The 16,692-nt window shown below is 44.4% G+C and carries 17 protein-coding genes; 14 read left to right on the forward strand and 3 right to left on the reverse strand.

Translation table 11 applies throughout. From position 1 onward, the window contains the following. Nucleotides 1-19 precede the first annotated feature (19 nt). Genes V6984_RS06635 through V6984_RS06645 form a run of 3 tightly spaced genes read left to right on the forward strand, consistent with a single transcriptional unit; the run spans nt 20 to nt 2,797 of the window. A complete protein-coding gene (locus V6984_RS06635; protein ID WP_342758990.1) occupies nt 20-802 on the forward strand; it encodes a triose-phosphate isomerase in 783 nt (260 codons plus the stop codon). Then, complete coding sequence (locus V6984_RS06640) at nt 789-1,904, forward strand: PTS transporter subunit EIIC (protein WP_342758991.1); 1,116 nt, start codon at nt 789-791, stop codon at nt 1,902-1,904. Before V6984_RS06635 ends, V6984_RS06640 begins: the two co-directional genes overlap by 14 nt. Before the next feature lie 56 nt (nt 1,905-1,960). Further along, entirely contained in the window at nt 1,961-2,797 is an 837-nt protein-coding gene (locus V6984_RS06645; protein ID WP_342758992.1) for a MurR/RpiR family transcriptional regulator, read from the forward strand. A gap of 101 nt (nt 2,798-2,898) precedes the next feature. On the opposite strand, the gene V6984_RS06650 is transcribed toward V6984_RS06645, so the two are convergent. After that, entirely contained in the window at nt 2,899-3,315 is a 417-nt protein-coding gene (locus tag V6984_RS06650; RefSeq protein WP_425324236.1) for a winged helix-turn-helix transcriptional regulator, read from the reverse strand. A 376-nt stretch (nt 3,316-3,691) separates the two neighbouring features. Between V6984_RS06650 and V6984_RS06655 the strand changes: the two genes are divergently transcribed. The 7 genes from V6984_RS06655 (at nt 3,692) to V6984_RS06685 (ending at nt 10,986) form a co-directional block, all read left to right on the forward strand. Next, nucleotides 3,692-5,743, forward strand: a complete 2,052-nt coding sequence (locus V6984_RS06655; protein ID WP_342758993.1) for an NAD(P)/FAD-dependent oxidoreductase — start codon at nt 3,692-3,694, stop codon at nt 5,741-5,743. A gap of 19 nt (nt 5,744-5,762) precedes the next feature. After that, complete coding sequence (locus tag V6984_RS06660) at nt 5,763-6,719, forward strand: polyprenyl synthetase family protein (RefSeq protein WP_342758994.1); 957 nt, start codon at nt 5,763-5,765, stop codon at nt 6,717-6,719. Nucleotides 6,720-6,805: 86 nt separating this feature from the next. Then, nucleotides 6,806-7,720 carry a UbiA family prenyltransferase gene (locus V6984_RS06665; protein ID WP_342758995.1) on the forward strand — a complete coding sequence of 305 codons (915 nt, stop codon included), beginning with the start codon at nt 6,806-6,808 and terminating at the stop codon, nt 7,718-7,720. A gap of 83 nt (nt 7,721-7,803) precedes the next feature. Further along, nucleotides 7,804-8,808 carry a hypothetical protein gene (locus tag V6984_RS06670; RefSeq protein WP_342758996.1) on the forward strand — a complete coding sequence of 335 codons (1,005 nt, stop codon included), beginning with the start codon at nt 7,804-7,806 and terminating at the stop codon, nt 8,806-8,808. Between the two features lie 148 nt (nt 8,809-8,956). After that, nucleotides 8,957-10,021, forward strand: a complete 1,065-nt coding sequence (locus tag V6984_RS06675; protein WP_342758997.1) for an FAD:protein FMN transferase — start codon at nt 8,957-8,959, stop codon at nt 10,019-10,021. 80 nt (nt 10,022-10,101) lie between these two features. Then, on the forward strand, nt 10,102-10,470 hold the full coding sequence (locus V6984_RS06680; RefSeq protein ID WP_342758998.1) for a NusG domain II-containing protein: 369 nt from the start codon (nt 10,102-10,104) through the stop codon (nt 10,468-10,470). A gap of 12 nt (nt 10,471-10,482) precedes the next feature. Beyond that, complete coding sequence (locus V6984_RS06685; RefSeq protein ID WP_342758999.1) at nt 10,483-10,986, forward strand: Gx transporter family protein; 504 nt, start codon at nt 10,483-10,485, stop codon at nt 10,984-10,986. A gap of 15 nt (nt 10,987-11,001) precedes the next feature. Here the strand turns inward: V6984_RS06685 and V6984_RS06690 are convergent, their stop codons facing one another. Next, a complete protein-coding gene (locus V6984_RS06690; protein WP_342759000.1) occupies nt 11,002-11,556 on the reverse strand; it encodes a GNAT family protein in 555 nt (184 codons plus the stop codon). Nucleotides 11,557-11,756: 200 nt separating this feature from the next. Here V6984_RS06690 and V6984_RS06695 point away from each other — a divergent pair, with 200 nt between their 5' ends. After that, a complete protein-coding gene (locus tag V6984_RS06695) occupies nt 11,757-12,341 on the forward strand; it encodes a LysE family transporter (protein ID WP_342759001.1) in 585 nt (194 codons plus the stop codon). A 1-nt stretch (nt 12,342) separates the two neighbouring features. Here V6984_RS06695 and V6984_RS06700 read toward each other — a convergent pair whose 3' ends face one another. Further along, the gene (locus V6984_RS06700; RefSeq protein ID WP_342759002.1) at nt 12,343-12,885 is read right to left on the reverse strand and encodes a rubrerythrin family protein; all 543 of its coding nucleotides are present in this window, start codon (nt 12,883-12,885) and stop codon (nt 12,343-12,345) included. Between the two features lie 132 nt (nt 12,886-13,017). Here V6984_RS06700 and V6984_RS06705 point away from each other — a divergent pair, with 132 nt between their 5' ends. The 3 genes from V6984_RS06705 (at nt 13,018) to V6984_RS06715 (ending at nt 16,561) form a co-directional block, all read left to right on the forward strand. Beyond that, complete coding sequence (locus tag V6984_RS06705) at nt 13,018-13,632, forward strand: DNA-3-methyladenine glycosylase (protein WP_342759003.1); 615 nt, start codon at nt 13,018-13,020, stop codon at nt 13,630-13,632. Between the two features lie 112 nt (nt 13,633-13,744). Then, nucleotides 13,745-15,418, forward strand: a complete 1,674-nt coding sequence (locus tag V6984_RS06710; RefSeq protein WP_342759004.1) for a ribulokinase — start codon at nt 13,745-13,747, stop codon at nt 15,416-15,418. A gap of 18 nt (nt 15,419-15,436) precedes the next feature. Next, nucleotides 15,437-16,561 (forward strand): ROK family transcriptional regulator, encoded by a 1,125-nt coding sequence (locus V6984_RS06715; protein WP_342759005.1) that lies wholly within the window; start codon nt 15,437-15,439, stop codon nt 16,559-16,561. Nucleotides 16,562-16,692: the final 131 nt, after the last annotated feature.

The raw sequence follows: 16,692 nt of genomic DNA on the forward strand, positions 1-16,692 counted from the left end.
GAAGGGAGCATAAGGTAAAATGGATAAGAAATTATATTTTGGAACCAATCTGAAAATGTACAAGACCATCGAAGAAACAGTGTCATATCTTAAGAAGCTGGTGGATAATACAAAGGATATAAGCAGGGATGCGATAGAGCTTTTCGTCATTCCGTCGTATACATCGTTAAGTGCGGCCGTTACCTCCGTTGATCGCAGATTTATCAAGCTGGGAGCGCAAAACATGTGCTGGGAAGAGCAGGGACAGTTTACGGGAGAGATATCACCTCTTATGCTAAAGGAGCTGGCGCTGGATATGGTCATGATCGGTCATTCCGAGAGACGACATGTATTCGGTGAAAAAGACAGAGAAGAAAACCTTAAGGTAAAGGCTTCTTTGGCTCATGGTTTCAATACTCTTTTGTGTATCGGCGAGACGCTGGAAGAAAAGGAATACGGCATCAGTCCGGAGGTTCTTCGTACCCAGCTCAAAGTAGGCTTTCATGGAGTTTCCGGTGATCAGGCGGACAAAATTAAGGTGGCTTACGAGCCGGTGTGGTCCATCGGAGTAAACGGCATCCCGGCTTCGGCAGAGTATGCCGAAGAGATGCACAGGGTCATCAAGGGCTGTCTGGAAGAGCTGTTTGGAAAAAGGAGCGCAGAGATTCCTGTTTTGTACGGCGGAAGCGTGAATCCGGGAAATGCGGAGGATATGATTGTCCAGCCCTCTGTCGATGGTCTTTTTACCGGACGTGCCGCATGGCAGGCGGATGATTTTGACAGACTGATCCGTCAGGCAATGAATGCTTATGAAAAAAGATAAAGGACAAAAGAAAAATTATTTAGATAGAATGCTTTACCATATATCCTCCTGCATGCTGCCCGTGATACCGGCGCTGGTGGCAGGAGGGCTGCTGAAGCTGGCCACGCTGCTTCTGGGCTACACTCCGCTGATAGAGGCCTTCCCGGATACGAAGGTGATTCTGGAATCTATCGGCAATGCTCCATTTTATTTTCTGCCTCTCATCGTGGCTTATACGGCGGCGAGGCATTTCGAGGCGGATGTGGTCAGCGCCATGGCGGCGGCAGGAACACTGCTGCTACCAAACTTTATCAGGTTGATGGAGCAGGAACACGGCGTACTTTTCATGGGAATTCCGGTTTATCGGATGTCCTATGCGTATACAGTATTTCCTATCATTGTTTTGATTTATTTGATGAGCGTATTTGAGAGGGCGCTGGAAAGGCGGCTAAAGGGCGTACTTAGAGATATATTTCTGCGCTTTTTGCTCATACTGATTACGGCGCTTGCGGGAATGCTTGTGGTAGGGCCGGTAGTGGATATGATCAGTCAGAGTGCGCTTACGGGAATCTCGTGGCTTCAGGTTAATATCCCGGTTCTGGCATGGGCGATATTCGGTGCTACCGCTCCGCTGCAGATTATGGTAGGTGCTCACTGGGTGTTTGTCAGCCTGATCATTCAGGATTTGGGAGCTTTTGGTGAAGAGAGCGGCTTTATGGTCGGTTACTTTATGCTTACCATGTCGCTTACTGCAATCGCTCTCATTACGATGTTAAAGAGCAAGGAAAAAGAGAAGAGAAGTTCGGTGCTGGCTGTACTGATTACCGTATTTTTTACAGGAACCACGGAGCCGGTCTTATATGGCATCTGCCTGACAGATAAGGTCGCTTTGCTGGCGGCGGTAGCAGGAGGCGCAGCAGGAGGGATTTATCAGGGACTTGTGACGATTCATACATACGTCTACGCGTTTCCTACGGTGTTCTCTATTTTGATATTTCAAAGCGACAAGGATCCAGGCAATTTAATAGAGGCTGCGGCAGCAGGAGCCATTTCTTTTTCGGTGGCGATCTTAGTTATGCTGCCAGGTCTTCGAAAAAATAATATATTTGCGAGAAAAGCTTGAAAATAAAGGGAAAAAGAGGCAAAATAGAAAAGACAACCAGAAAGGGGATAAAAGCGATGTTAGATAGACCTGTATTGGATGTAATAAGGGATAATTACGAAAAGATTTTTTCCGCGGAAAGAAAGGTGGCGGATTATGTCTTGGAAAACCCGCAAGAGACGGTAAATGCTACGGTTTCCGAACTGGCAAAGGTGAGCGGAGTCAGTGACGCGACGGTAGTTAGAATGTGTTCCCATTTGGGTTATAAGGGTTACTATCAGTTCCGCCTTATGCTGGCCAAGGATGTGGGAAGAGATGATGATAAAAACAGCGAAGGTATACAGAACGAAGGAAATGCGGTAGGCAGGGTCTTTCAGGACTATGCCAATACTATGATAGCCATCGGCGAGAATATGGACGAACATGAAGTTATGGAATGCGTGAATCTGATCAAGACCTGCGGAGAGGCTCATATCATAGCAGTGGGCAATACGACTCCGTTAGCTCTCTATATGGGATTCCGGCTGGGAAGATTAGGAGTGAAGTGCAGCTATGGAATTTCGCCGGAATATTTTTTGAATCAGGTGAATCTCGCCACAAAGGACGATATTATTATAGCGATATCCCAGTCGGGAAGATCGAAACAGGTGATTCAAGGTGTGGAAATGGGCAAAGAGAAAGGGCTTAGAGTAATTGCAATCACGGGCTACAGACAGTCGCCCATCGCACAGCTTTCCGATTATGCACTCATATCCAACGCTAAGAAGGAGACCTTCGGTTTTTATAAGAATTATGAACATTTGAAAGAGATGGCAACGATTGACGCACTATTGGAGTTTGTAAAGAACTGGGAAAAGATTCAGGAGACGAATGCGGATAAGCCGGAAGTTATTTTGATGGAATATAAGCTATAAGCTTTATTGAGATAGAATAAATTGGGAAAAGTTACTGCCTGTGCGCTGCCTTGTATGCGGCGCTCGGGCAGTATTTTAACTATTTGATTTATTTAATTGTATCAGTTGCAGATTTCAGGAGGTCCTTCGGCATTCCTGCGGGCGTTCAGTTCATCCCGGAAGGTTTCTATATACGAAGCGCCGAAGTGGTGCATAAGTTCCAGAATAGGAATGATACGCTTTCCGATATCCGTAATTTCATATTCGACCTTTGGAGGAACGGTAGGATATACATGCCTCATGATCAGGTGGTCGTCCTCCAGACTCCGCAGCTGCTTGGTGAGCATCTTCTGGGTGACGTCGGGCATGCGTTTTAAGATTTCGTTGTAGCGCAGCACCTTGTTGCTAAGGAACCATAAAATCATAATTTTTCGTTTGCCGGAAAGCAGCTTATAAGCGAGGACCATGGGACATAAATCGTCCTTTAAGCAGGTTTCTCTCATAAAACAGTTCTCGTGTTTTTTTTCGTTTGCGTCCATGAATGTGTCAACACCTTTCGACTTTCCCAATATTTGGAAATATAATATAATTATAATGAAATAAAGTATACAAATAAGGTATATTTTCCTGTCAGAGGATGGTATACTAAAAGATACTAAGGTACTTTAAAGTACCTTCTTGTGAATCCAGATTCTATCCTTTATTATATATAGATGATGCATTTTTATGTCTATGCTTATTATACAAGAAAGTGAAGTGTTTTGCAAACAATTAGATTATTGTAATCCAGTTGCTGCAATTCGGTCATTATAGTCGAATTTGTTAAAAATTTCACGGCATTTCACGTTATTAATTTATTAATGGATGAAAAGGAGTCTGGATATCGACCTACTGGATACCCAAGGAGAAGAAGCGATGAAGAAAGTAGTAATTATAGGAGCAGGCTATGCCGGCATTCTGACAGCGAAGAAGCTCGCAAAGAGACTTAAAAAACAGAGAGATGTGGAAATCACCATTATCGACAGGAATCCCTTCCACACTATGCTCACAGAGCTCCACGAGGTGGCAGCAGGCAGAGTGGATGAAGATAGTATCAAAATCAGCTTGAAAAAGGTGTTCGCAGGAAGAAAAGTGAATGTGAAGCTGGACACTGTAACGGAAGTAGATTTTGCGGCGAAGACGGTAAAAGGCGAAGACGCCTCTTATAAATATGATTATCTGGTAATAGCGTCCGGTTCCAAACCGACGTTTTACGGAGTACCCGGGGCTGAAGAGTTTACCTTCAAGCTCTGGTCTTATGAAGACGCTATATTGTTGAAAGACCATATCCTCAATACCTTCCGCAAGGCGGCAGCAGAGAGAGAGCCAGAGGAGAGAAAGCGGCTGTTGACCTTCTATGTCATCGGTGCGGGTTTTACGGGTGTGGAGATGATAGGAGAGCTTGCAGAATATGTCCCTATCCTCTGTGAGAAATATGAAATCGACAAAGATGAAGTGACCATGATAAATGTGGATGGTTTGAGCAGGCCGATTCCGAATCTTCCTGAGAAGTTATCTGCCAAGGTTGCTAAAAGAATGAACAAAATGGGCATCGAGCTTTGCATGAATTCCAGCGTGACCCGTGTCACGGAGGATTCTATCGAGTACAAATGCGGCGGTAAGGATGTCACGAAAAAAATAGGAACGGTGATCTGGGGCGCAGGAATCCAGAGCAGCACCATTGCGGCGGCTTCGGCAGACGCTTTGGAAAAGCAAAGAGGCGGACGCATTCCGGTAGATAAATACTTACGCTCCACTAAGGACGAATCGGTATACGTGGTAGGCGATAACATGTATTTCGTTCCCGAAGGACAAGAGGTGTCCGTTCCCCAGATGGTAGAAAACGCGGAGCAGAGCGCAGATACAGCAGCCCATAACATTGTCAGCGCCCTTACGCAAAAAGATGAGATGGAAGAATATAAACCTGCCTTTCACGGTGTAATGGTCTGTGTGGGAGGACGTTACGGAGCGGCTCATGTAGGGCTTCCGGGACATTTCTTCAGTCTTCCGTCGTTCCTTGCCATGTTTGCGAAACACTTTATCAATATTGTTTATTTCGTTCAGGTATTGGGATGGAATAAGATATTCAGCTATATAAAACATGAATTTTTTACAATACGTAACTGCAGAAGTTTTGTGGGCGGACATTTTTCCAACAGAACGCCCAGTTTCCTCCTCGTTCCTTTACGTTTCTGGCTCGGCGCCGTATGGCTGTTCGAAGGAATTATGAAGGTGTTAGAAGGCTGGTTCAAGGAACCGAAGCTTCAGGGCTTTTTCGGCGGCGCAAGTGCATGGTATGAGAGCATATTGAATCCTGGCAGTGCGGCGGCAGCAGATGCGGTAAGTTCAGCAACGACTGCGGCAGCAGGAGCAGCAGCGGTAGCCGATACGGTAAGCGCAGCAACGGGCACAGTGGCAGCAGCGGCGGATGCCGTAAGCGCGGCGACGGGTGCAGCAGCGGCTACGGCGGTTTCTGCGGGACATGTGATATTGAACTGGAATATTTTAGGACTTTTCCGAATGATATTTGTCAGCGGAACAGACCTTGCCTCCTCGACCTTGAGCGATTTAGCATTCAAGCTGAATGTTCCGCTTATGAACTGGTTCGTGGATACGTGGATTCTTCCCTATAACTGGGTACAGATGGCGATGCAGATTTTTATCGTTATAGCCGAAATTTTAATCGGTCTTGCGCTGATGGGCGGACTCTTTACTTCTCCCGCTGCGGCAGTTTCCCTTGTATTGCAGTTCATGTTCGTATGCACTACGGGCTTGTATCTGGGAACCTTCTGGATGATCTTTGCCGGTATTGCCGTGCTGATCGGAGCAGGAAGGACGCTGGGACTCGATTACTATGCGATGCCGGCGTTGAAGAAGCTTTGGAAGAAAATACCGTTGATCCGGAAACTGTATCTGTATCAGGATTAGAAAAGATATGGGTGAAGCGATGGAGAAATTAACATACGAGGAAGCCTATGAGCTTGTAAAAGAAGAGATTCAGAAGGCCCTGACCCGATCACCCCGCATAATCAACGAATATTTGACTCATTTATCCGCTTCTCAGGGTAAAATGATTCGTGCGGTCTCCGTACTGACCTGTGCCGGGGACGGAGAAGGAAAAATTGCTCCGGGGGCGGTGCACGCAGCAGCGGCAATCGAAATCGTTCATCTGGCGTCCCTCGTCCATGATGATATTATTGATAACGCAGACTTACGGAGAGGTCGGGAGACCCTTCAGAAAAAATATGGGAAACGTACCGCAGTCATTTGCGGGGATTACCTTCTGAGCCTTGCGCTTAAAATGCTCTCGGCTATTCCTGACAGAAAAGAATATACGGACATCGACTTGCCCGACTATATAAGCAGGCTGTGTCTGGGTGAACTGTTACAGCACATTAACAACAGGAATCTGGATTTGACAGTGTTTGACTATATAAGAATTATATCCGGTAAGACGGCTGCGCTCTTTGAAGCATCTTTCTTCGCAGGAGCTGTCTTAGGCGGCAGTGCTGCGGAGGAGATTAAGAAATATAAGAAAATCGGAAATTACACCGGCTTGATTTTTCAGCTAAGGGATGATTGTCTGGATTTCGATAAAACAGTAGAAGAGGCTAAGAAGCCGGTTCAGTCCGATTACGAGCAGGGTGTCGTTACCCTTCCTCTGATTCGCGCTTTGGAGAAGCAGCCCGGTTTCAAGAAGAAGGCCGAGGCAGGCGAAATCGTCAGAGCAGAGATTAACCGGGCAGTGGAAGAAGCCGGCGGTCTGGATTATACCAGAGAGATGATCGAGCGGTATTATAAAAAGGCAAAGCGGTATATCGACAAGTTGGATGTGACCGAGGAAAAACGAACGAAGCTGGCTGCAATTGTAAAAAAGGCCGCAGGGATCAAGGCGGATGATTAATTGACGACGCAGAAAACCAAGTAAATCTAATGGTTCACGGCGTGTAAGACCTGGTCAAACGATGGCAGGTACGGAGAAGGACAAAATTGCTTGGAAAATTTTTTGATTATATAGAAATTAGAACTAAGATTACGAGCACATTTACATTTATGCTGACGATAGGATTTCTCCTATACCAGAGGCAGGAAATGCAGTGGAAAAAGACCTTTGTATTTTTTATGGGAATGTTTTTCTTTGACCTGACGACCACGGCAATCAATAATTATATCGACTCCAAAGATAACGGTCAGGTACTTCCCTTTGCAAGAAAGAAATCGCTTCTGATTATTTATGCGCTGTTTGGAATCAGTACTGCTTTCGGATTATATCTTGCATATAGCACTGATTTGGTAATTCTCGTTATCGGTGGTATTTGTTTTATCAGCGGAGTGCTTTACACCTATGGGCCTCTGCCTATTTCAAGAATGCCCATGGGAGAGGCGGTATCCGGTTTCTTTTACGGAGTAGTAATCCCTTTTATATTGATGTATATCAATATGCCGGTGGGGACATTCATGACCTATAGTCTGAGCTTTGAGACGGTATCCTTGTCCGTACAGGTGGTTCCGGTGCTGAAGCTGCTTCTTTTTTCCATTACGCCTTTCGCGGCGACTGCAAATGTGATGCTGGCAAATAACATCTGTGATTTAGAGAAGGATATTACGGTAAAGAGGTATACCCTGCCCTATTACATAGGGAGGAAGATGGCGCTGCCGCTTTTTGCGGGATTGTATTATATGACTTACGTTTCCACGATTTTACTGGTGGTATTCGGAATCCTTTCTCCTGTGGTTCTGATTTCCCTTCTTACGATCGTGCCCGTGCAGAAAAACATCAATAAGTTTTTTAAGAAGCAGGAAAAGGCTACGACGTTCGGTGTCAGTATTATGAATTTTATTTTAATCATGGGTGGCAGCACCCTAGCAGTTTTCTTATCGGTGATTCTCGACAGGATCATGTAACACATAACTACGTTATTCGTCCGGATAGTCCGGATTGAAATAAAAGAAACAGCCGCGTAGACGGCATAATATGGAGGTAAAATATGAAAAAAGTAGTAGCTTTGTTACTCTGCATGACTTTAGTAGCAGGAACACTTACCGCATGTGGCGGTGCAAAAGCAGAAGCAGCAAAAACCGGCCTTGGAGTTGCGACATCTATCGCAAAATCAACACCGGCAGGCGAAGAAGACGGATTGGCAGAAGTGGATTCCATTATCGCAGCCGTGCTCGTTGGAACAGACGGTAAGATTCTGGCTTGTAAAATTGACGCAGCTCAGACAAAAATTAATTTCTCAGCAGACGGTAAGCTTATAACAGATCCTTCCACAACTTTCCAGACAAAACAAGAGCTCGGTACTAATTATGGTATGGCCGCAGCTTCTTCCATCGGCAAAGAATGGAATGAGCAGGCAGACGCTTTCGCTGCATATACAGTTGGAAAGACCGTAGATGAAGTTAAAGGCGTTGCAGTAAATGAAGAAGGCGTACCTACGGATGCGGACTTAACTTCTTCCGTAACGGTTCATGTAGGCGATTTTGTTTCTGCAGTTGAGAAGGCAGTAGCGAATGCAAAAGATTTAGGTGCAAAGAGCACGGATAAACTTGGCTTAGGTACTACTACACAAATGTCCAGCTCCACAGATGCAACCGCTGATGCAGAAGGTCTTGCTCAGGCTTATTCCATGTACGCTGTTGTAACGACAGATGATAGCGGCAAAATCACAAGCAGCTATGTAGATGCTTCTCAGGGCAACGTTAACTTCGATACTACCGGAGCAATTACTTCCGATCTGGCTGCTGCAGTTTCCACAAAACAGGAACTTGGCGATGCTTACGGAATGAAGTCTGCTTCTTCTATCGGTAAAGAGTGGTTCGAGCAGGCTGATAGTTTTTCTTCTTACGTAATCGGAAAGACTGCATCTGAAGTGAGCGGAATCGCTGTTGACGGTGAAGGCTATGCGGCAGACGCTGATCTTATAAGCTCCGTAACCGTACATGTAGGTCCTTTTATGTCTGTAGTTGAAAAGGCTGCATCAAACGCGAAATAATAATGGACTTGAAATTAATTTACGGGGGGATGCATTATTTTTCAAAAAAATAGTGCATCCTCCTTTCATATGGTATAATTAGTAGATATTTTCATAACAAAACAGTTTCGCAATGAACTAAGTATAATTAGGAAACTGATTTTTAGAGGTGGACAAGTTGAAGGGAAAAATTACGGCATTTCTATTGGGAATGATGATGATATCGATGCTGTCGGCATGCTCGTTTGGTGCGCAAAAGCGCTATGAGTCTAGCTTCTTGGAGCTGTTTGATACAGCGAGCGTAATCGTAGGATATGCGAAGAATGAAGAGGAATTCACGGAATACAGTCAGATGATATATGATGAACTGAAGCTGTATAACGATCTGTATGATATTTATAACGATTATGAAGGCATAAACAATATAAAAACGATCAATGATAATGCTGGTATAAAGCCGGTAAGGGTGGACCGGAGAATCATAGATCTCCTTTTGTTTTCAAGAGAATTGTATGAGAAGACAGACGGAGAGATAAACGTGGCCTTCGGCTCGGTGCTCTCTCTATGGCACGATCATCGCAGCGCAGGTTTGGATGCCCCGGAGAAGGCGACACTTCCCGATTATGAGGAGCTGAAGAAGAGGAACCAACATATCGACATTGACGATATGATCATCGACGAGGAGGCATCCACTGTTTATTTGAAGGACCCTGAAATGAGTCTGGACGTAGGAGCTATCGCCAAGGGCTATGCGGTGGAGAGAGCAGCGCTTTTCGCACAGGAGGCGGGATTTGAGAACGGAATGATTTCTGTAGGGGGAAATGTCAGGACCTTTGGAAATAAGCTTGACGATAACGGCAAAGAGATTCCCTGGAGTGTAGGAATCCAGAACCCGGATCTATCCAGTGATGAAAAGACGCTTTACGTGTTGAATCTGTCGGGATATTCCCTTGTTACCAGCGGCATTTATGAGCGCTACTACGTAGTGGACGGGAAGCAGTACCACCATATTATCGATCCCAAGACGCTAATGCCGACGGAATATTTCGTATCAGTCTCCATTATTTGCCCGGATTCAGGAATGGCGGATGCGCTTTCAACGGCGGTATTCAACATGCCCTATGAAGAGGGAAGCAAGCTGATAGAAGGGCTGGATGGTGCGGAGGCTCTATGGGTGTTTCCCGACCAGAGCATGAAGTACAGCAGCGGCTTTCAAGCGATGATCAAAGATTAATTATATGTCAATCGATGGTATATTAATTATTGATATGGGACCGAAGGTTGAAAAGTAATTGAAGTGGAATGGTGTAGACTATGATAAAGAAGAACGATTTGATTCTCGCCGGAGTGATTCTTATAATTGCTCTGGCGGCGGTGATTTTTATAAATGTTACGAGGAAAGAAGGGGCGATGGTGGTAGTCACTATAGGCGGTGAGGTATATAAAACCCTGCCTTTGGATGAGGACACTAGGCTGACTATAGGAGATGAACAGGGAAATTATAACGTTCTGGAAATCAAGGGCGGAGAGGCAACGATGACGGAAGCTAACTGCCCTGACAAAATCTGCGTGGCCCATAGAAGTATCCACTACGACCATGAGTCCATTATATGCCTTCCACATGGAGTTTCGGTGGAGATTAAGGATGGAGAGAAGGGCGATGTGGATATAATCGCTAATTGATGAGGAGCACACATGAAGACTAGAAACGTGGCAACCTATGGGATGTTGATCGCATTGGCCTTTATTTTAAGTTACATAGAGAGTATCATACCGATTCCGGTGCCGATTCCGGGCATCAAGATTGGACTGGCGAATCTGGTGGTAATTACCGCCTTATTTACCATGGGGCCGAAGCAGGCTTTCGTACTGTCCATGATTCGAATCGTTCTGGTAGGTTTTACCTTCGGAAATCTCTCCACTATGATGTTCAGTTTCGCGGGGGGTATGCTGAGCTGGCTCCTTATGGTAGCAGCAAAGCGATGGAAGCGTTTTTCCATGACCGGAGTGAGTATTCTTGGAGGGATTGGCCATAATATCGGACAGATTTTAGTAGCTATGTGGGTAATAAATAGCAGCGTACTTTTATACTATCTGCCGTTTCTTATTATTTCCGGCCTCATTACAGGGGCGGTTATAGGGATCGTGGGAGCGCTTATAACAGCTAATATCAAGAAACTGGATTTTATGAAGAGATAGGACTGTAAATGAACGTCAGTGGATATCCGGCCATTCTTCTTTCAACAGACGGTATTCCACCCGGGTTTTCACATTCCCGTCATGCCATTCGCTGTTTAAATGTTCGGCTTCTTTTATGAGCCCGCACTTTTGCATCACCCGTTCCGAAGGGGAATTTTCCTGCAGGCATCCGGTCGTAATTCTGTACACATCGTTTTCAGCAAAAGCGAATTCGATAATCCTGGTAAAAGCTTCCGTTATATATCCGTTGCTCCAGAATTCCGGGAAACTGAAATATCCCGCATGTACAAGCTGTCCCACGGGAGTAAATTCAGTAACCGTATATCCGGCACTTCCCACCGGTTCATGACTTTCTTTTAATTCCACATGAAAAAAATAGAAGCGTCTAAGTTCCTCTTTGCTATCCGCCAAAACCTTCTCAAAATCAATCCGTGCAAGCGTTTCGCTGTCTATTTTTAAATCCTGCAGATAATACATTGTTTTCTTATCGCTTTTTAAACGATAATAGGAGGGGAAATCCTCTTCTACATAATCCCTCAGAATCAACCTATCAGTTTCTAAATAAATCATATCTAATCCTTTCGATGATACACCAAATGCAGATCCAAACGTAGTGTATCACAAAAACATGAAGATTTCTATATGAACCTCCAGATTAAGACTTAGTCATAGATTAAAGCTATCGGCGGGGATAGGATAAGAGTATTATCAATATGGACAGGGACTATGATATAATAAAAAATCGGTATCCCTTGAAAGGAATAAAAACAATGTCTGGATATGTCTTAGGAAACTTTTTTATTTATGCCGTGATCAATGCCTTCACTCCGGGCCCCGGCAATATACTGGCGCTCAATACGACGACAAACTACGGCCTTCGCAAAGGCCGTCCCTTATTCTTAGGCATCTTCGCCGGCTATTATGTGGTGCAGACCGCCTGTTCAATATTTGTTTACGGTGTCAGTACCTTCCTGCCCAGTGTTCTGGACTGGATGAAATACATCGGAGCAGCCTATATTTTATGGCTCGCCGTACACATTGCAATTAGCAGGCCGGAGGAAGGCAGGACTGAAAAGTCCGCCTCCTTTTTTGAAGGCTTTTTGCTGCAGCTCATCAATGTGAAGATATACTTATTCGGCATTACCGCCCTTACCGGCTATGTCACAGATTACAGCAATACTTTTTCCATTCTGTTTTTCTTTGGACTTCTTATTGCTTCCATGGGAACAATAGCAACCGCTTCATGGATAGGCATGGGCATGCTGATACAGAAGGCCTACCGAAAGCATTACAGGATCATAAATATCATATTAGCGCTTTCACTGTTAGAATGTATTTATAGTATGTTTAAATGACTTAATAAGGGCAACTGTTTATCGGTCTGTAATAACCTTGCGGGAAGCCGCAGACCGGGCAGATTTCCGGAGCGCAGACACCGGACATAATATTTCCGCATTGCATGCAGACCCATACGATTTCCTGGGGCTTGCAGAAAACCTGATCGGAACTGATGTCATCGTACTGCTGTTGGAGCAAGTTTGCGTGATTGTAATCGATGTTGGCAACTCCCGCAAATAGGGCGGCGATATGGTCGAAGCCCTCTTCCCTTGCTATCTGTACATATTCCTGATACTGATTTCCGGCTATGGCATTTTCCGCATTGGCGGATTCAATGAGGTTAGATGCGGTACTGGGAAGACCGCCCTCGTAGATAGCTCGCAGCCAAATACGCGCATGTTCGAGATCCTGACCGGAAAGGGTATCGTAGAGCCTGGAGATCGTGATATAGCCGTCCGTCTGGGCTATTTCTCCGTATAACGCGAATCTGGCGCTAAACATCAATTCTTCTTCATAGACTCTGAGTAAATTTCTATAAGTACGGCTTTCTCTAAATTCCATATTTCCTCCGGGTGAAGCGGCTTTTCATTCTTTTATATGATATGCGGATATTCCGTGCATGGTACTGGTTTGCGGATGGAAGATGGGGTATAATATATAACATACCTTTTTGGATGAAGGATGGAGAAGAATATGATGAAAAAGCTGGACAGAGAGTTTTATAACAGAGATTCCATAGTTGTGGCTAAGGAGCTTCTCGGGAAGATTATCGTGCATGAGGTAGACGGACAGAGGATTGCGGCCAAAATAGTAGAGACAGAAGGGTATATGGGAATCTTGGATAAAGCAGCCCATTCCTATGGAGGCAGAAGGACACCCCGGGTTGAGGTCATGTATGGCGGTCCGGGATTTTCTTATGTGTTTTTTGTATATGGCATGCACAACTGTTTCAATATAGTTACGAGAGAGGAAGGCGTTCCTCAGGCTGTGCTCATCAGGGCGGCAGAGCCTATAGACGGGCTGGATGTTATGGCCAGGAGCAGATTTAAGAAAGAGTATGCCGAGTTGAGCCGGAGTCAGGAAAAAGCGCTGACCAACGGCCCGGGCAAGCTCTGTGCGGCACTTTCTATCGATAGAAGACAAAACGGTGCGGATTTGTGCGGGGATGTACTGTATGTAGAGGAAGGGGAAACGCAGGACATCCGGATCGTGCATTCCAAACGGATAGGCATAGATTATGCCGGGGAGGCGAAAGACTATCTTTGGAGGTTCTATATAGAAAATAACCGGTATGTTTCTGTGATATAAAATCAGACCGTGGAGATTTCAGGGGATATTAAACTTGACTATACGTATTAAATATTATAAACTCTACTTATTAATACACATATAAAAATAGTTTTAAAAAGTGGGGTTGGTTATGGAAGATAGATATGTAATTGGTTTGGACTTTGGAACCTTATCGGGAAGGGCAGTTTTGGTAAGCTGCGAAAACGGGGATGTTCTTGCAGATGATGTAAAGGAATATGCTCATAAGGTCATGTCGGATTATCTGCCTGATAAGGTAACCGGATTAAAAGGCAACTGCGCGTTGCAGCATCCCCGGGATTATTTGGATGTGATGAAGGCAACTGTCAAAAATGTAATGAAAAAAAGTGGAATTAATAAAGACGAGATTATTGGAATATCCATGGATTTTACGTCTTGTACCATACTTCCAATAGATGAAAATGCGGTTCCTCTTTGTATGAAAAAGGAATATGAGCACAGGCCTCACGCATATGCGAAGCTGTGGAAGCATCACGGAGCGCAGACAGATGCCGATATTATTAATGATATCCTGAAAGACTATCACGAATCTGATAAGGAAAGATTCGCCGGAAAAGTATCTCCTGAATTACTGATCCCCAAAATAATGGAAATTATCAGGGAAGATTATGAAATATATGAAAAGGCAGATGAAATATTAGAGGCAGGTGATTGGCTGACAAGAGTTATCACCAATTCTGAAAAGAGAAGTGGATCGATGGCAGGCTACAAAGCATGGTGGCTTCCTGAAAAAGGATATCCGGAAAGTGAGTTTTTTGCGCTGCTTGATAGTAAGCTGGAGCATGTAGTAAAAGATAAGCTGGGAGAAGAGGTTTGTCCCATAGGTAACAGTATCGGTAATTTAACAGATCTATGGGCTGAATATTTAGGATTGTTGCCGGGAACACCGGTTGGAGCAAGTATTATTGATTCTCATGCCGGGGTGCCCGGAAGTGGGATTTACCGTAAGGGACAAATGATGCTTGTGGCGGGAACCTCCAGTGTGATAATCGCACTCAGCGATAAACCATTTTCCGGCAAGGGCATCTGCGGAACATATAAGGGCGGGATCATACCGGATTATTATGCTTTGGAATCCGGCCTGGCTGCAGTGGGAGATATGCTGCAGTGGTTTATTCAAAACAGTGTTCCTGCGGAATACTTTCTTGCGGCCGATAGGAATGAAGTGACAATCCACGAGTACTTATCGATGTTAGCCGGTTCCTATAAAGCAGGAGAAAACGGACTGATCGCTTTGGATTGGTGGAATGGAAATAAAACACCTCATGTGGACGGTGAGCTGTCCGGAATGCTGATCGGTATATCCATGAAGACAAAACCGGAAGAGATATACAGGGCGCTTATAGAAAGTACAGCTTATGGAACGAGAATGATTGTAGAAACGATGAAGGAAGCGGGCATAGAAATAGATGAAATAACAGCGAGCGGAGGAATAGCAGCTAAAAATCCATTCTTTATGCAAATTTATGCGGATGTTTTGGGCATTCCAATTGGAGTTGCGGCAAGCAGTCAGACGGCGGCTTTGGGTTCCGCCATATACGCGGCAGTTGCTGCTGGTGCCAGCGAAGGAGGCTATGATACTATTGAAGAAGCCGTAGCGGCAATGAGCAAGACCAAAGAAAAGATTTATTTTCCAATTGCAGATAATGTGATTAAATATAATCAGATTTATCGGGAATACCGGATATTGACGGATTATTTCGGCCCGGAGGGCAATGCTGTTCTAAAAAAACTTAGTGTATGGAAATCTGAGACAACGAATTGATAAAAAGGAGGGACATGTATGGCAAAGACTAACATGGAAGTAAAAAGAATGAATCGGAATACTATTTTTCGGTACATACTCAAAAAGGATATTGTCTCTAAATTGGATATTGCTGAGGCTTTGCATCTTAGTGTGCCTACTGTTGCTCAGGGCCTTATGGATCTGGAAGAGAAAGGATTGGTCACGGAAGAAGGTGTGTTTGATTCCACGGGAGGAAGAAAGGCAAAGCGGTATTCCTGCATCAAGGCTGCAAAGACAGCACTGGGAGTAGATATTACGGCAAATCATATAAATATAGTAATGGTTGATCTGGCGGAGCAAAGCATAATATCCGTAAGGAAGAAATTTAAAATCTTTTATGATAATGACACGTCATATACTGTGTTAAAAGACGAAATAGAAAAAGTCATATATGACAGCGGCGTTGCTTATGACAGCATATTAGGCATGGGTATTTCTTTGCCCGCTATTATAGATAAATCGGGTGAGGTTATATATGCTTCCTATGAAAAAATGAAAATAGATGCTGATTTCCATCATATATTAAGCGGGCATTTTTCTTTTCCCATACTCTTGACCAATGATGCCAACAGCGGAGGACGTGCGGAAGCAAATCTGCTGGAGGATGTGGATGATGTCATATATTTTTCATTGAGCCAAACCGTTGGTGGTTCTATTATGATCAACAGACAGCTGTTTTACGGGCAAAATCAAAGAGGAGGAGAATTCGGCCACATGACATTAATGGTGGACGGACCTGCTTGTTACTGCGGAAGAAAGGGCTGTGTGGATATATATTGTTCTTCTGTCATCTTATCTGACGAAACGGAGGGGAATCTGGAGCTGTTTTTTAGAAAAGTGGAAGAAGGGGAAGAAAAATGTGTGAGGATATGGGACGGCTATCTGGATAATTTAGCGATTGCGGTTCACAATCTTTATATGGTTTTTGACAGTGATATCATTATTGGCGGCTATGTAGGCATACACATCGGAAAGTATCTGGAAGACTTGAAAGAAAGAGTAAAAAAAATCGATACTCATGTTAAAAATGCCGATTTTATAAGGGCGTCAAAGCTTAAATACGAAGCTCCGGCGATAGGTGCCGCCTCTATTTTCATCGAAGAGTTCAGGAAACAGATATAGCGCATCGATGACAGGTTTAATATCCCGAAACGTGTTTGTTTAGTTTTACACGTTTTCGGGTTATTTTTTTGCAATTTAAACAATATGCACAAACTTAAAAGTAAAATTTCTGTAATACCGACGAATATATA

This window comes from Kineothrix sp. IPX-CK (assembly GCF_039134705.1).
GTDB lineage: Bacteria > Bacillota > Clostridia > Lachnospirales > Lachnospiraceae > Kineothrix > Kineothrix sedimenti.

Coding starts and splice junctions, on each gene's coding strand:
- V6984_RS06705 (WP_342759003.1), top strand. CDS start 13,018: ATGATGAAAAAGCTGGACAGAGAGTTTTATAACAGAGATTCCATAGTT.
- V6984_RS06710 (WP_342759004.1), top strand. CDS start 13,745: ATGGAAGATAGATATGTAATTGGTTTGGACTTTGGAACCTTATCGGGA.
- V6984_RS06660 (WP_342758994.1), top strand. CDS start 5,763: ATGGAGAAATTAACATACGAGGAAGCCTATGAGCTTGTAAAAGAAGAG.
- V6984_RS06650 (WP_425324236.1), bottom strand. CDS start 3,315: ATGGACGCAAACGAAAAAAAACACGAGAACTGTTTTATGAGAGAAACC.
- V6984_RS06655 (WP_342758993.1), top strand. CDS start 3,692: ATGAAGAAAGTAGTAATTATAGGAGCAGGCTATGCCGGCATTCTGACA.
- V6984_RS06690 (WP_342759000.1), bottom strand. CDS start 11,556: ATGATTTATTTAGAAACTGATAGGTTGATTCTGAGGGATTATGTAGAA.
- V6984_RS06685 (WP_342758999.1), top strand. CDS start 10,483: ATGAAGACTAGAAACGTGGCAACCTATGGGATGTTGATCGCATTGGCC.
- V6984_RS06700 (WP_342759002.1), bottom strand. CDS start 12,885: ATGGAATTTAGAGAAAGCCGTACTTATAGAAATTTACTCAGAGTCTAT.
- V6984_RS06640 (WP_342758991.1), top strand. CDS start 789: ATGAAAAAAGATAAAGGACAAAAGAAAAATTATTTAGATAGAATGCTT.
- V6984_RS06670 (WP_342758996.1), top strand. CDS start 7,804: ATGAAAAAAGTAGTAGCTTTGTTACTCTGCATGACTTTAGTAGCAGGA.
- V6984_RS06635 (WP_342758990.1), top strand. CDS start 20: ATGGATAAGAAATTATATTTTGGAACCAATCTGAAAATGTACAAGACC.
- V6984_RS06715 (WP_342759005.1), top strand. CDS start 15,437: ATGGCAAAGACTAACATGGAAGTAAAAAGAATGAATCGGAATACTATT.
- V6984_RS06680 (WP_342758998.1), top strand. CDS start 10,102: ATGATAAAGAAGAACGATTTGATTCTCGCCGGAGTGATTCTTATAATT.
- V6984_RS06695 (WP_342759001.1), top strand. CDS start 11,757: ATGTCTGGATATGTCTTAGGAAACTTTTTTATTTATGCCGTGATCAAT.
- V6984_RS06645 (WP_342758992.1), top strand. CDS start 1,961: ATGTTAGATAGACCTGTATTGGATGTAATAAGGGATAATTACGAAAAG.